The sequence below is a fragment of the Mycetohabitans sp. B3 genome, from assembly GCF_021498065.1.
In the GTDB taxonomy this organism is placed as follows: Bacteria; Pseudomonadota; Gammaproteobacteria; order Burkholderiales; family Burkholderiaceae; genus Mycetohabitans.
Window position 1 is genome coordinate 80,355 of the sequence record NZ_JAHLKN010000010.1, and the last position, 12,699, is coordinate 93,053.

The window sequence follows — 12,699 nt, forward strand, 5'->3', positions numbered from 1 at the left end:
CACATCATGTTCGTGTCCCGGCTGCTGGCTTGGACCACGGTGGCGAGCCGGGATTGACAGCTCATCCACGATGGGCGTTTCCATGCGCGTGACGCACGTGGACCGGTCCGTCGAAGACGGACATCCGGCGCCAGCAACGCCGCGGTAGCAAAAATAGCGGATAATTGCGGCTTGGTTTGACTAACAGCCCAGGATTCTAGCCAAGGACGAGCGCGATGGACTTTAGCACAAAAGCCTGTGATTGGAACAAAGCCGCGGACAGCGCCTTGCTCAACGCAAAGTCGGATTGCATCGTGGTCGGCGTATTCGATGCGCAGACGCTGTCCGGTGCCGCACAAAAGCTTGATGCCGCGACCAAGGGGCTGGTCAGCCGCCTGGTCAAGAGCGGCGACTTAGGCGGCAAGGCCGGCTCGACGCTAATGCTGCGCGAAGTGGCTGGCATTGGCGCGTCGCGCGTGTTGCTGGTGGGTTTGGGCAAGCAGGACGCGCTGGGCCCGAAGACGTTCACCGAGGCGGCGCGCGCGGCGTGGCGCGCGGTATTGGCCACGCGCGCAGCCAGCGTGACATGGGCGCTCGCGCAGGTGGCGGTCAACGACCGCGATGCCAGCTGGAGCGCGCGTATGAGCGCGTTGACGCTGCGCGAGCTGACCTACCAATATACGCAGACCAAGTCTAAGCCGGCGGCCGACGCGGCCAATGGCGGCGCAGTGAAGAAGGTGATCGTGGTCGTGGACCCCGCACACGAGAAGGCGGTGCGCGTTGCGTTAAAGGAGGGCGTGGCGATCGCCAATGGCATGGATCTGACCCGCGAGCTGGGCAACCTGCCGGGCAATATTTGCACGCCGACGTACCTGGCCGGTGTCGCGAAACAACTGGCGAAGGACTGGAAGCTCAAGGTCGAGGTGCTGGGCCCGAAGCGGATCGAGGCGTTGAAGATGGGCTCGTTTCTGTCGGTCGCCAAGGGCTCGGCGCAGCCGCCGCAATTCATCGTGCTGCAGCACCAGGGCGCTGGGGCGAAGCAGGCGCCGGTGGTGCTGGTCGGCAAGGGCATCACATTCGACTCGGGGGGCATCTCGATCAAGCCGGGTGAAGGCATGGACGAGATGAAGTACGACATGTGCGGTGCCGGCTCGGTGCTCGGCACGTTCCGCGCGATTGCCGAGATGGGCTTGAAGCTGAACGTCGTTGGCCTGATCCCGACTTGCGAGAACATGCCGAGCGGCAATGCGAACAAGCCGGGCGACATCGTGACCAGCCTGTCCGGCCAGACGATCGAGATTCTGAACACCGACGCCGAGGGGCGGCTGGTCCTGTGCGATGCGCTCACGTATGCGGAGCGCTTTAAACCGGCCGCCGTGATCGACATCGCGACGCTGACTGGCGCCTGTGTGATCGCGCTGGGGCACCACAATAGCGGCTTGTTCTCGAAGGACGACGCGTTGGCCGACGCGCTGCTCGCGGCCGGCCGCCGCGCGTCGGATCCCGCGTGGCGGTTGCCGCTGGACGACGAATACCAGGAGCAGCTGAAGTCGAATTTCGCGGACATGGCTAACATTGGTGGGCGGCCAGCCGGCAGCGTGACGGCCGCGTGCTTTCTCGCACGTTTTGCGCAAGCTTACCCGTGGGCGCACCTGGATATCGCCGGCACCGCGTGGAAGAGCGGCAGCGCAAAGGGCGCAACCGGACGCCCCGTGCCGCTGCTCACGCAATTTTTGATCGATCGCGCGAAGTGATGCCCGCCGAAGCGTACCGTGTCGCATCAATAAACCAGCGAGGCTCGGGCTGCCGATGACCCGTGTGGACTTTCACACCCACGTCGCGGATCCACTGGGCTATGCGTGTCGGCTGGCGCGCAAGGCCTACCAGGCCGCGCAGCCGCTCGTCGTGCTGGGCGAGCCCGCCGTGCTGCGCGCCTTCGACGAGCGGCTGTGGACGTTTTCGCCGTTGGACTTCATCCCGCATTGCATGGCCGGCTCGGCGCTGGCTGACGAGACGCCGGTGGTGCTGACCACCGACCTGGATCAGGCGCCACACTACGCGATCCTGCTCAACCTGGGCAGCGCGGTGCCGCCGCAATTCGCGCGTTTCGAGCGGTTGCTCGAGGTTATCGGCAATGACGAGCACGGGCTCGCGGCCGGGCGCGAGCGGTACCGTTTCTATCGGGACCGCGGCTACACGTTGAACATGTATAAGCAAGGCGAATGACGGATGCCGGTTCGGCGCCGCAATCCGTATTGACCACGGAGTGGACCATGACTGACCCGATCGACGAATCCATCCCGGTGCTGACCAACGTGCTGGTCAGTGGCGCGCCCGAGATGGCCCGCAGCCGCGCGCAATGGCTCGTCGAGCGGTGCACGATGGAACCGGCGTGTACCCCTGCGTCCCGTATCGATGCCGATTTCGTGCCGGTGCCGCAGGACGGCGGATGGACTGCGCCCGACGTGGACCGTATCGTCGAACGGCTGCGTGCTCGTCTGGGCGTGTACCTGACCGGCGAGGGACGCGATGCGATCGAGGCGCGCTGCCGCGAGGCGTTCGCCGAGCATGCGGGTTGGCTCGTGAGCCAGGTCACGCGCGAAGTCGTGCTGACGCTCGAAACAGAATTGGAGCAGTGGGTGCACGATGCGCTGGATGCCGAGATCGAGCAGCGCGCCGACCAGCACTGAACCGATGCCGCGGGCTACCGCAGCCGGAGGATCCACGCGGCGAGTGCGGCCGCCTGCGCATCGGTGATCTGGGTATTGGCCGGCATCGGCACATTGCCCCACGTGCCTGCGCCGCCATCGATGATCTTGCGCTGCAGCCGTACCGAGGCGTCCGGCTGGTGGGCATAGTGCGCAGCGGTCTCCCGAAATGACGGCGCCAGCATTCGATGCGTGACGCGATTATACGGGTCCCGGCGCGGGACCGCCGGAACCTGCGCTTTGCGGCTCAGCCGGTGACGGCGCCTTGGTCGGCCGGGCGCGCGAGTTCGGCATACTTGGCAAGCACGCCGCGGGTATAGCGCGGCTTGGGCTGGGTCCATGCGGCGCGGCGGCGCGCCAGTTCGACCTCGTCAACGTTTAATTGCAGCAGCAGCTTGTGTGCGTCGATCGTAATCGAGTCGCCTTCCTGCACCAGCGCAATCGTGCCACCGGCGAAGGCTTCCGGCGCGACGTGGCCGACCACCATGCCCCAGGTACCGCCGGAGAAGCGTCCATCGGTGATCAGCCCGACGGATTCGCCCAGCCCTTTGCCGATGATGGCGGAGGTCGGCGCGAGCATTTCCGGCATGCCGGGCCCACCCTTGGGGCCGAGATAGCGCAGCACCATCACGTCACCGGCCTTGATCCGGTCCGCCAGAATTGCCTCGAGCGCACTCTGCTCGTCATCGAACACACGGGCTGGCCCCGTGATGACGGGGTTTTTCAGGCCGGTGATTTTCGCGACCGCGCCAGACTCGGCCAAATTACCTTTCAGGATCGCCAGATGCCCCTCGCTGTACAGCGCCTTGTCGATCGGGAAGATCACCTGCTGGTCCGCGCGGAGCTGGCTCGGCACGTCTTTCAGTGCCTCGGCGATCGTTTGGCCGGTGATCGTCACGCAGTCCCCATGTAGCAGGCCGGCGTCCAGCAGGATCTTCAGCACTTGCGGAACGCCGCCGGCGCAATGCAGGTCGGTGGCCACATATTGGCCGGACGGCTTCAGATTGCAGATCACCGGCACACGCTTGCGGATGCGCTCGAAGTCATCGATCGTCCATTCGACCTCGGCGGCGTGCGCGATGGCCAAATAGTGCAGCACCGCATTCGTCGAGCCACCGGTTGCCATGATCAGCGATACGGCGTTTTCGATCGATTGGCGCGTGATGATGTCGCGCGGCTTCAAGTCATTTTTCACCGCTTCGACGAGCACGCGCGCCGATTCGGCGGCGGATGCGACCTTCTCGTCGTCCGGATTGGCCATCGTCGACGAGTACAGCAGCGACATGCCCAGCGCCTCGAATGACGAGCTCATCGTGTTCGCAGTGTACATGCCGCCGCACGAACCGGTGCTCGGACACGCGTTGCGCTCGACCCCGTCAAAGTCCTCCTGCGTCATGCGTCCCGCGGTGAACTCGCCGACCGCTTCGAACGACGACACGATCGTCAAATCCTTGCCCTTCCAGTGACCCGGACGGATCGTGCCGCCGTAGATATAGATGCCCGGCACGTTCATCCGGGCCAATGCCATCATGCCACCCGGCATATTCTTGTCGCAGCCGCCGATGACCGCCACGCCATCCATCCACTGCCCCTGCACGCAAGTCTCGATGCAATCGGAGATCACTTCGCGCGACACCAGCGAGTACTTCATGCCTTCCGTGCCCATCGACATGCCGTCCGAGATGGTCGGCGTGCCGAACGTTTGTGCATTGGCGCCGGCGTCCTTGATCGCGCCGACTGCCGCGTCGGCGAGCCGTTGCAACCCCGCGTTGCATGGCGTGATCGTTGAGTGACCGTTGGCGATGCCGATCATCGGCTTGTCAAAATCTTCCTTCTTATAGCCGAGCGCGTAATACATCGAGCGGTTCGGCGCACGGGCGACGCCTTGAGTGATGTTCTTCGAACGACGGTTGTATGGCATGGTGGGGAAACTCCTATGGCTTTGTGTAACAGCATGCAGTGGCGCGAATCAAATGTCCAATATATTATTTGAAGCTAATAAAGTCATAAAATGTATCAGTTCCCACTCCGCCTTCGCCTATGTCCTTCGATTTGCGCCAATTGCGCTACTTTGTCACGCTGGCCGAGGAACAGCACTTCAGCCGGGCGGCGGCCCGTCTCGCGATGACGCAGCCGCCGCTGTCGCAGGCGATTCGTTTGCTGGAGGATGCGCTCGGCGTGCGTTTGTTCGAGCGCACCAAACGCTCGGTCGAGCTGACACCGGTGGGCGCCGCGCTGCTGCCCGAAGTGCGGCGGGTGCTGGCCGCCGCCGATGCGTTGGCGCCGCTCGCGCGCAGTCTGGCGCAGGGCGAGACCGGGGTGCTCGCGTTGGCGTTCGTGTCGAGCGCCGACTATGGGCTGCTGCCCGATCTGTTGCGGCAATTCGGTGAACGTTTTCCGCGCGTCAGGCTCCAGTTGCTTGAGGCGACCAGTGACGTGCAGATTGACGAACTGGTGGCCGGACGCATCGACGCGGGCATCGTAATCCCGCCGATTCCGCCCCGTCATGCGGCCGCGCTGTCATATCTGCCGATCGCGCGTGAGCCATTGATCGTCGCCCTGTCGTGCGAACTGGCCCAGGCGCTGGACACGGCGTACAACCAGGCGGAAATTGAGCTGGCACAGTTCGCCGATGTGCCGCTGGTGATCTTCCCGCGGCGTTTGGCACCCGCGTTTTATGACATCATAATGGGCTGCTACAAGGCTGCGGGCATCGTGCCGCGGATCGGCCAGGAAGCGATCCAGATGCAGACGATCGTCAGTCTTGTGTCGGCCGGCATGGGCGTCGCGTTGGTGCCGCAATCGCTTCGCAACTTGCGGCGTACGGGCGTCGTCTACCGAGCGCTGCGCGGTGCGCTGCCGGTCGTCGAAACGGGCCTAGTATGGCGCACGGGCGATGTCAGCCCAGTACTGGCGGGCTTCATCGACGTCGTGCGCGCGCATGCGCTATTGACCCCCTGACATTCTACTGACCTCAGATTCCTATCGTGCTGATTCATCCGAATTTCGATCCCGTTGCGCTCCACCTCGGTCCGCTCGCGGTGCGCTGGTACGGGTTGATGTACCTGGTCGCGTTCATTGCGGCGATCGTTGTCGGCCGGTTGCGGCTGCGCCTGCCGCATGTCGCGGCGCAAGGCTGGACGTTGCGCGACATCGACGACATGCTGTTCTATGGTGTGCTAGGCACGATCCTCGGCGGCCGCCTCGGCTACGTGCTGTTTTACAAGGCCGACTTCTACCTGGCCCATCCGGTTGACATCTTCAAGGTCTGGGAAGGCGGGATGTCGTTCCACGGCGGCTTCCTCGGCGTGACGCTCGCGATGCTCGTGTTCGCGTACCAACGCAACCGCACGTGGCTGCAGGTCACCGATTTCGTCGCGCCGATGGTGCCGACGGGGTTGGCAGCCGGCCGGTTCGGCAATTTCATCAACGGCGAGCTGTGGGGGCGCGTCACGGCGCCAGATGCTCCGTGGGCGATGGGATTCCCCGGCGCAGTCAATGAAGATCTGGGGTGGCTCGCGTCGCATCCGCTGCAAGCCGCGCAATGGCACTTGCTGGACGTGTTCCAGCGCTACTCTATGCTGCCGCGTCATCCGTCACAGCTTTATGAGATCGCGCTGGAGGGCGGTGTGTTGTTCGTCGTGCTCTGGTGCTTCGCACGCAAGCCGCGTCCGGTCGGCGCCGCCTCGGCGGTCTTCCTGCTCGGCTATGGTATGGCGCGCTTCACGGTCGAGTTTGCGCGCGAGCCAGACGACTTTCTCGGATTGCTCGCGTTCAATCTGTCGATGGGGCAGTGGCTTTCCCTGCCGATGATCGTGGTCGGCGCACTGGTGCTCGTCTGGTCCTACAGGCGCAATGCGCGTCTGCCCGGTGCCCGCTCGGCGGACTCGGCCGGCTGACGCACGCTGCGCACAGCTCACGCTCATGTGCCCGCACAGCCCATGCTCATGTGCCGGCGCCCGCGACACGCGTGCGCGGCGAGGGCGGGCAGCGGCCGGCGATGATACGTGAGCATCAGCGCGTCATCTGGATCGAACCGGATACTTCGACCGTCACCGTGCTTTTGCCCACCTCGATCGGCAGCGGCGCTGCGGCCTTCGCATCGGTCCTTGTGGGCGTGGCCATCAACATGAACGGCCGCGGGCTAGCGCCGGCTCCCTGGTTAATGCGCACTTCCCGAATCGTATAGCCGCCATAGCCGAAAGCCTGCGCGGCGGCTTGCGCCTGGTCGCGGAACGCCGCAATGGCACCCGAGGTCAGCTTGGTTTCCGCGTCGCGGCGCGCCTGCGGTGATAACGAGAACGCCACATTGTCCACTTGCATCGTGTTGCTCAACTGGCCCGCGAGCCGTGACGCGGCACCGAAGTCGCGCGACTCGAGCACGATCTCGGTTCGACCGCGCCAGGCGGCGATTTTGCCGTCGCGGCTAGTCGATGGATAGATCGTGAAGGCGCCGGTTTGCACGGTCACTTTGTCGTCGCTCCGCGCCTGCCGCAGCGCCTCGTCGGCACGTTTGTTCAGCGCCCGGGTCAGGGTGGCGGCATCCTGGCTCTCCTGCTCATAGAACAGCGTGATGCGCACGACGTCTTCTTGTACGTCGATGCTTCGCTCAGCGCTCAGCGATAGCACGCCGGACGGCGGTGCCACTGGCGCGGCCTGCGCAAGTGCGGCGCCGGGCGCCAGGCCCAGCGTCAGCGGAACACTCGCAAGCGCGCATGCGGCCGCGATGCCGCGCATTCGACGCGCGACGTGCCGCGAGGGTAGGGACTGATTCATCATTCTTGGACTCCCAACGAGATTGTCGGCTCCAGCGCAGCACGCGCGGCGGACCGTGCCCTATTAGTGGAGCGTGCGCGATGCGAAGTTCCGTGAAACGAAGGCCAGGTTGCACCGCGCCGGCTTTGAGCGGGCGTGGCGCCTCGCGATCTCGCTATTCGGCCTCAGCCAGCGTGTCGATGATATAGCACCACTGATCGGGCGTAACCGGCGTGATCGACAGACGGTTGCCGCGCGCCAGCACCCGCATGTCCGCCAGCGCGGTGTGCGCGCGCAGCTCGCCCAACGGAATCAGTCGTAGCTTCTTGACAAAGCGCACGTCGACCAGAAGCCAACGTGGTGCATCGCAACGCGACTTGGGATCGTAGTAAGGACTAGCGGCATCGAATTGTGTCGGGTCCGCATAGGGGCCGGAGGCGACTTCGGCCAGGCCCGCGATGCCGGGTTCGGTACAACTGCTGTGGTAGAACAGCACACCGTCGCCGGGCTGCATGCTGTCGCGCATGAAATTACGCGCTTGGTAATTGCGCACGCCGGTCCACGGCAACGTGCGGGTAGGGGACGCGGCCAGATCGTCGATGCTCGCTTCGTCGGGTTCGGACTTCATCAGCCAGTAGCGCATCGCCGTGGGACGCTCGAATAAAAAACGGCATCGAACCGAAGTTCAATGCCGCCGAATAAAGTCCCCGCCTTGGCCGCTAGGCCGGCATCCTGAACCTGAGGTTCAGAATTGGTCGCAGTTAGCAGCACTTCGGGTACGTCAGACAGAGTGACGCGCACGCCCATGCTACAAATTTCCGCAACCGTGCACATGGCATTGGTTCAAGGAATCTATGACCTTGGCGAACCAGGCAGGGAAGCCAAAAATACGTATAAGCCATATCGCTCGTGATACCGCAAGCTGCCCAAACAACGCAATGTGGCGCAACCTATGCTTGCGTCAGATCATGCTGGCGGATAACTGCCGCAAGCTGTTCATTCATTTGACGCATTGTACGCTGGATTTCCTCCGCGGGGAATGCCTCACCGTGTCGCACGCTCTTTTGCAATTGCAGCAGTTCGGAGGCGATCGACAGGGCGGCCATCACCGCGATCCGGTCATGGCCGCGCACGCTGCTCGCGGCGCGGACCTTGTTCATTTCTCGGTCCACGCGCTCGGCCGCTTCGTGCAGCGCGGACTCGTTTTCGGGCGAGGTGGCGAGCCGATACGATTGGCCGAGGATCGACACTTCGATCTGTTTCATCGTCATGCGGTTTCTCCTTGGCGCTCGTCCCCAGATGCGGGCGACGGTGACGGTACGTCACTGGCTTGTGATGGCTGCACGTCGAGCGGGGAATCCGGCAATCGCGTGTGCGGTAGTTTTTCCAGGATCGCGTTCAAGCGGACCTGGGCATCGTCAATCTTTGCGGACAACGCGTCGCGTTCGATGTGCAGCGCGTCGCGTTCGCGCTGCGCCTGTTCGAGTTGTGCCCGCAGCGCGTCGCGTTGCGCACGCGCGGCCTCGAGTTGCTGTTCGACGGCTAGCCGCGCTTGACGGTTCCGGTCGCTGATCTCGATCAGCCGACCGATGTTCTGGGACAAATTTTCAAGTTCGGTAAGCATCGTTGCGTCCTCTGCAGAAACGGCATTTTAGCGCGGTTCTGGCGGCATTCGACGCCTAAGCTCGTATCCAGACGTAACAGCGGCGTGTTCCGGCCATTGACGCCTCGCATGGCGCTACCTACACTTGCGGCACTTTCGGTGCCCATGCGCACGGTTCATGCGCGGGGTTAAACGGGAAACAGGGAGCGAAGTTCGCCACGAACCGGCCAACCTGTGCTGTCCCCGCAACGGTAAGCGACCCGCTTTTTGCACATCGAACCGCCCACCGCCGCATGCGTCAGCGTACGGCGGTGCGTGCCACTGCGCGTAGAGCGTGGGAAGGCCGGGCCGATGCGTCGCTAGCCCGGATACCGGCCGAGAGCGCGAAGCGCATGGTGTGGCCGTGGATTGCTACGCCGCGCTTTATCGTAGCGCATGGCCCGCGGGGGACGGGCGTCGCGCAGTCGCACAACAAGGAAAACATTATGCGTACGCCTATTGCAGCGGCAGCGCTGCTCGCGTTCGCCAGCTTGCCGCACGTCGCCACGGCGCAGCTTGTCCAGACCCTCGAAGATGACCGCGGGACAGGCTCGCGCGCAGACAGTGACCTCGTCAGCCCTGTTACACGCTCCGGCATGGCGGCTAACGTCGATCCTGCGAAGGATGCCGGCACTACGGCATACACCGGCACTACGGCATACACCGACACTACGGCACACACCGATACTACGGCACACACCGATACTACGGCAAACGCCAACACTGTGGCATACACCCACACTGTGGCGAATGCCGGCACTGCTGTGAGCACCAGCGCCTCGGCAACCGAAGTCAGGTCTTGCACTGGTGATGACCTGGCGCGGCGCGGCGCGCTGGTGCCGATTGTGGTGAGCGCCGCGCGCAACGCGCAGGCGTTGCCGGACGCGCTGCCGCAAACGACGCTGTTCGACCGGCGTGCCATTGAGGACAGCAGCGCGACGGATCTAGCCGGGCTGCTGCAATTCGCGCCGGGTGTGCAGATCACCCGCAACGGCGGCGCGGGCCAGACGGCGGGGCTGTTCATGCGCGGCGCGCCGATCGCGCAGACATTGGTGATGATCGACGGCGTGCGCGTGGACTCCGCGGCGCTGGGCGCGACGCAAATCGCTCAGATTCCATTGGATCAGGTCGAGCGCGTCGAGGTCGTTAACGGCAACGTGTCGGCGCTGTACGGATCGAGTGCGATTGGCGGCGTCGTGCAGGTATTTACGCGTGACGGCGGTAATTATCCGCCGCGCTTTACGCTGGATGGCGAGTATGGCAGCTATCGCACGCAGCGCCAGCATGCGGGCGTGAACGGGGCGCTCGACGTGGCCGGCGCGACAACGTTTAGCGTCGATGCGTCGCGCATGAAGACCGATGGTTTTTCTTCGATTGATCCGAACCGGGCCCCGGTGAATCCGAATGCGAACGGCACGTTCAACGAGAGCGTGAGCGCGTCGCTGAAGCACCGCTTCAGTCCAGGCTGGGACGCGGGTATCCGCTACTTTCAATCATTCTCGAAGACCAGCTTCGACAATCCGTTCGGCATGCCAACCGACTTGAACAAAGAGCGCGATCGCGTCGGGCAAGTGTCCGTATTCGTGAACGGCGGCCTGACCGAGCGTTGGAGCACGCATCTGAGCGTCGCGCAGGGCACTGACCGCTCGCAGATCTTCGTCAACGGGCAGCAGACCAGCCGCTACGACACGACGAACGGCCAATTGGACTGGCAGAATGACTATGCTATCGCCGCTGGCCACAAGCTGGTGTTCGGCTACCAGCACATCAATCAGGACCTGGACGCGTCGGACTTCACCACGCCCGCGCGGCGCGTGAATTCCGGCTACGCCGGCTATAACGGCGAGCTGGGCCGCAACGAGATGCAACTCAACCTGCGGCGCGATCAGTATTCGGATTTCGGCGGCGCCAACAGCTACTTCGTTGGCTATGGTTACCGATTCACCGATCACTGGAAGGCCATCGTCAACTATTCCGATGCATTTCGCGCACCGACCTTCAACGACTTGTATTTTCCCTTTTCCGGCGATCCGAGCTTGAAACCGGAGCAGGCGCATTCGCTCGAAACGGCGTTGCAATATGCGTCGCCGGTGCTTGGCGTGGCGCGCGTCACCGCGTTCCAGACCCGCTATCGGAATTTAATCCAGTATGCGCTTGCGGACCATGGGCGGTATGTTGCGCAGAACGTGGGCCGGGCAAAAGTCCAGGGTATCGAGGCCTCATGGTCGGGCCAGGTGGGCCGTACCGACGTGCGCGCCAGCTTCACGTTCCAAAATCCTGTCGACGAGGTTTCGGACCGGGATTTGACGCGGCGGCCACGTCGTTTTGCCACCGTGTCGGCGAACCACAGCTTCGACGGTTGGCGGATCGGCGGGCAATGGCTGTTGACTGGCGCGCGCCACGACAACGGCCAGCCGATGGGCGGATATGGCGTGGTCAATCTGAGTGCCCGATACAATATCACCAAGTCTTGGTATGTCGCGGCGCGCGTCGAGAACCTATTCGATAAGGATTATGAGACGCTCTATACGTACAACACGCCAAAGCGTGGCGCGTATCTCACGCTGGGTTGGCAGCAGCAATAGCGCGGGGCGCGCGAATCATGGGCGCAGGGTCTAGCGGCAGCGCCCGCCCGATGTCGCCGCGCCGTGCGGCGGCGATCTGGCTCGCACTGGCCGTCGCCGCCGGCTTGCTGCTGGTGATCTCGCTTGCTACAGGCAGCGTGCGGATCGCGCCAGCGCGCGTGCTCGCCGCGTTGGCCGGCAGCCCCGGCTTTGACGCGGATATCGTGCGCGCGCTGCGGCTGCCGCGCTCGCTCGCGGGCTTTGCCTGCGGCGCGCTGTTGTCGCTGGCCGGCGCGTTGCTGCAAGTGCTGTTGCGCAATCCGCTCGCCGATCCGTACGTGCTCGGCGTATCGGGCGGCGCGGCGGCATTCGCGGTGGCTGCGATGTTGCTGGGCGTGCCATGGTGGGGCACGCAGGTGGCCGCGTTCGCCGGCTCGCTGGTGTCGATGGGCATCGTGTTCGGCCTTGCACGCCGCACATTGTGGCTGGGTGAGCCGCGCGACGCATCGCCGCGGCTGCTGCTGACCGGCGTTGTCGTGGCCGCGGGCTTCAGTGCGGCCACCGCGTTAATGATGACGTTTAGCCCCGAACGCACGTTGCGCGGCATCGTGTTCTGGCTGCAAGGCGATTTGAACGGCGCCGGCATGCCGTGGTTCGCGCTGGCCGTGCTGGTGATGCTGGTCGCCTTGTGCGTGCCGGCCACGCGCCAACTCAATGCGCTGGCCCGCGGCGATCAGTTTGCGCAGGCGCTGGGCGTGCCGGTCGTCGCGTTGCGCGCGCGCGTTTATGTGATGGCGTCGTTGGCTGCTGCGGCGGCTGTCACTACGGCCGGCACGCTCGGCTTTGTCGGTCTGGTGGTGCCGCACTTGGTGCGGCTGACGTGGGGCAACGACCAGCGTATGCTGGTGCCCGCGTCGATGCTCGGCGGCGGCGCGGCCGTGATGGGCGCGGACCTGGTCGCGCGCAGTGCCTTCGCGCCGACGCAATTGCCGGTGGGCGTGGTGACCGCGTTGGTCGGCGTGCCGCTGTTCCTCTGGATGCTGTTGGGGTG

At 64.3% G+C, this 12,699-nt stretch carries 13 protein-coding genes, 1 other RNA gene and 1 riboswitch; of the genes, 7 read left to right on the forward strand and 7 right to left on the reverse strand.

The window, feature by feature from the left end; translation table 11 throughout:
* Nucleotides 1-215: 215 nt before the first annotated feature.
* Genes KQH55_RS01935 through KQH55_RS16770 form a run of 3 tightly spaced genes read left to right on the forward strand, consistent with a single transcriptional unit; the run spans nucleotide 216 to nucleotide 2,669 of the window.
* Nucleotides 216-1,733 (forward strand): leucyl aminopeptidase, encoded by a 1,518-nt coding sequence (locus KQH55_RS01935; RefSeq protein WP_076785353.1) that lies wholly within the window; start codon nucleotides 216-218, stop codon nucleotides 1,731-1,733.
* Between the two features lie 55 nt (nucleotides 1,734-1,788).
* Nucleotides 1,789-2,205, forward strand: a complete 417-nt coding sequence (locus tag KQH55_RS01940) for a DNA polymerase III subunit chi (protein ID WP_076785352.1) — start codon at nucleotides 1,789-1,791, stop codon at nucleotides 2,203-2,205.
* 47 nt (nucleotides 2,206-2,252) lie between these two features.
* Nucleotides 2,253-2,669, forward strand: a complete 417-nt coding sequence (locus tag KQH55_RS16770; RefSeq protein ID WP_373566347.1) for a DUF2486 family protein — start codon at nucleotides 2,253-2,255, stop codon at nucleotides 2,667-2,669.
* 14 nt (nucleotides 2,670-2,683) lie between these two features.
* On the opposite strand, the gene KQH55_RS16775 is transcribed toward KQH55_RS16770, so the two are convergent.
* Nucleotides 2,684-3,028, reverse strand: coding sequence for a c-type cytochrome (locus tag KQH55_RS16775; protein ID WP_338893491.1), 345 nt, complete (start codon nucleotides 3,026-3,028; stop codon nucleotides 2,684-2,686).
* Nucleotides 2,935-4,608 carry a dihydroxy-acid dehydratase gene (ilvD, locus tag KQH55_RS01960; RefSeq protein ID WP_235090098.1) on the reverse strand — a complete coding sequence of 558 codons (1,674 nt, stop codon included), beginning with the start codon at nucleotides 4,606-4,608 and terminating at the stop codon, nucleotides 2,935-2,937. The genes KQH55_RS16775 and ilvD overlap by 94 nt, the downstream gene beginning before the upstream one ends.
* Nucleotides 4,609-4,727: 119 nt before the next feature.
* Between ilvD and KQH55_RS01965 the strand changes: the two genes are divergently transcribed.
* Nucleotides 4,728-5,648: a LysR family transcriptional regulator gene (locus tag KQH55_RS01965; RefSeq protein WP_235090099.1), complete on the forward strand. Its 921-nt coding sequence runs from the start codon at nucleotides 4,728-4,730 to the stop codon at nucleotides 5,646-5,648.
* A gap of 26 nt (nucleotides 5,649-5,674) precedes the next feature.
* Nucleotides 5,675-6,586, forward strand: a complete 912-nt coding sequence (gene lgt / locus KQH55_RS01970) for a prolipoprotein diacylglyceryl transferase (RefSeq protein ID WP_235090100.1) — start codon at nucleotides 5,675-5,677, stop codon at nucleotides 6,584-6,586.
* A 115-nt stretch (nucleotides 6,587-6,701) separates the two neighbouring features.
* Here lgt and KQH55_RS01975 read toward each other — a convergent pair whose 3' ends face one another.
* The 5 genes from KQH55_RS01975 to KQH55_RS01995 all read right to left on the reverse strand — a co-directional run bounded on the left by KQH55_RS01975 (nucleotide 6,702) and on the right by KQH55_RS01995 (nucleotide 9,066).
* Nucleotides 6,702-7,463, reverse strand: coding sequence for an SIMPL domain-containing protein (locus tag KQH55_RS01975; RefSeq protein WP_373566348.1), 762 nt, complete (start codon nucleotides 7,461-7,463; stop codon nucleotides 6,702-6,704).
* A 154-nt stretch (nucleotides 7,464-7,617) separates the two neighbouring features.
* Nucleotides 7,618-8,085 (reverse strand): EVE domain-containing protein, encoded by a 468-nt coding sequence (locus tag KQH55_RS01980; protein WP_235090102.1) that lies wholly within the window; start codon nucleotides 8,083-8,085, stop codon nucleotides 7,618-7,620.
* A gap of 57 nt (nucleotides 8,086-8,142) precedes the next feature.
* Nucleotides 8,143-8,324, reverse strand: a non-coding RNA gene (gene ssrS, locus KQH55_RS01985) — 6S RNA.
* A gap of 68 nt (nucleotides 8,325-8,392) precedes the next feature.
* Nucleotides 8,393-8,713 (reverse strand): cell division protein ZapA, encoded by a 321-nt coding sequence (locus tag KQH55_RS01990; protein WP_076785344.1) that lies wholly within the window; start codon nucleotides 8,711-8,713, stop codon nucleotides 8,393-8,395.
* Entirely contained in the window at nucleotides 8,710-9,066 is a 357-nt protein-coding gene (locus tag KQH55_RS01995) for an ATPase (protein ID WP_076785343.1), read from the reverse strand. Before KQH55_RS01995 ends, KQH55_RS01990 begins: the two co-directional genes overlap by 4 nt.
* 119 nt (nucleotides 9,067-9,185) lie before the next feature.
* A riboswitch (cobalamin riboswitch) is annotated at nucleotides 9,186-9,440 on the forward strand.
* A gap of 90 nt (nucleotides 9,441-9,530) precedes the next feature.
* Between KQH55_RS01995 and KQH55_RS02000 the strand changes: the two genes are divergently transcribed.
* Nucleotides 9,531-11,669: a TonB-dependent siderophore receptor gene (locus KQH55_RS02000; RefSeq protein WP_235090103.1), complete on the forward strand. Its 2,139-nt coding sequence runs from the start codon at nucleotides 9,531-9,533 to the stop codon at nucleotides 11,667-11,669.
* Between the two features lie 50 nt (nucleotides 11,670-11,719).
* On the forward strand, nucleotides 11,720-12,699 hold a 980-nt coding region (locus KQH55_RS02005), incomplete at its 3' end, for an iron ABC transporter permease (RefSeq protein WP_235090104.1).

Excerpts from the sequence above, each read along its gene's own strand:
- KQH55_RS01940 (WP_076785352.1), top strand. The coding sequence starts at position 1,789 with ATGACCCGTGTGGACTTTCACACCCACGTCGCGGATCCACTGGGCTAT.
- KQH55_RS01980 (WP_235090102.1), bottom strand. The coding sequence starts at position 8,085 with ATGCGCTACTGGCTGATGAAGTCCGAACCCGACGAAGCGAGCATCGAC.
- ilvD (WP_235090098.1), bottom strand. The coding sequence starts at position 4,608 with ATGCCATACAACCGTCGTTCGAAGAACATCACTCAAGGCGTCGCCCGT.
- KQH55_RS01995 (WP_076785343.1), bottom strand. The coding sequence starts at position 9,066 with ATGCTTACCGAACTTGAAAATTTGTCCCAGAACATCGGTCGGCTGATC.
- KQH55_RS02000 (WP_235090103.1), top strand. The coding sequence starts at position 9,531 with ATGCGTACGCCTATTGCAGCGGCAGCGCTGCTCGCGTTCGCCAGCTTG.
- KQH55_RS16770 (WP_373566347.1), top strand. The coding sequence starts at position 2,253 with ATGACTGACCCGATCGACGAATCCATCCCGGTGCTGACCAACGTGCTG.
- KQH55_RS01935 (WP_076785353.1), top strand. The coding sequence starts at position 216 with ATGGACTTTAGCACAAAAGCCTGTGATTGGAACAAAGCCGCGGACAGC.
- KQH55_RS16775 (WP_338893491.1), bottom strand. The coding sequence starts at position 3,028 with ATGGACCCAGCCCAAGCCGCGCTATACCCGCGGCGTGCTTGCCAAGTA.
- KQH55_RS01975 (WP_373566348.1), bottom strand. The coding sequence starts at position 7,463 with ATGAATCAGTCCCTACCCTCGCGGCACGTCGCGCGTCGAATGCGCGGC.
- KQH55_RS01990 (WP_076785344.1), bottom strand. The coding sequence starts at position 8,713 with ATGACGATGAAACAGATCGAAGTGTCGATCCTCGGCCAATCGTATCGG.
- KQH55_RS01965 (WP_235090099.1), top strand. The coding sequence starts at position 4,728 with ATGTCCTTCGATTTGCGCCAATTGCGCTACTTTGTCACGCTGGCCGAG.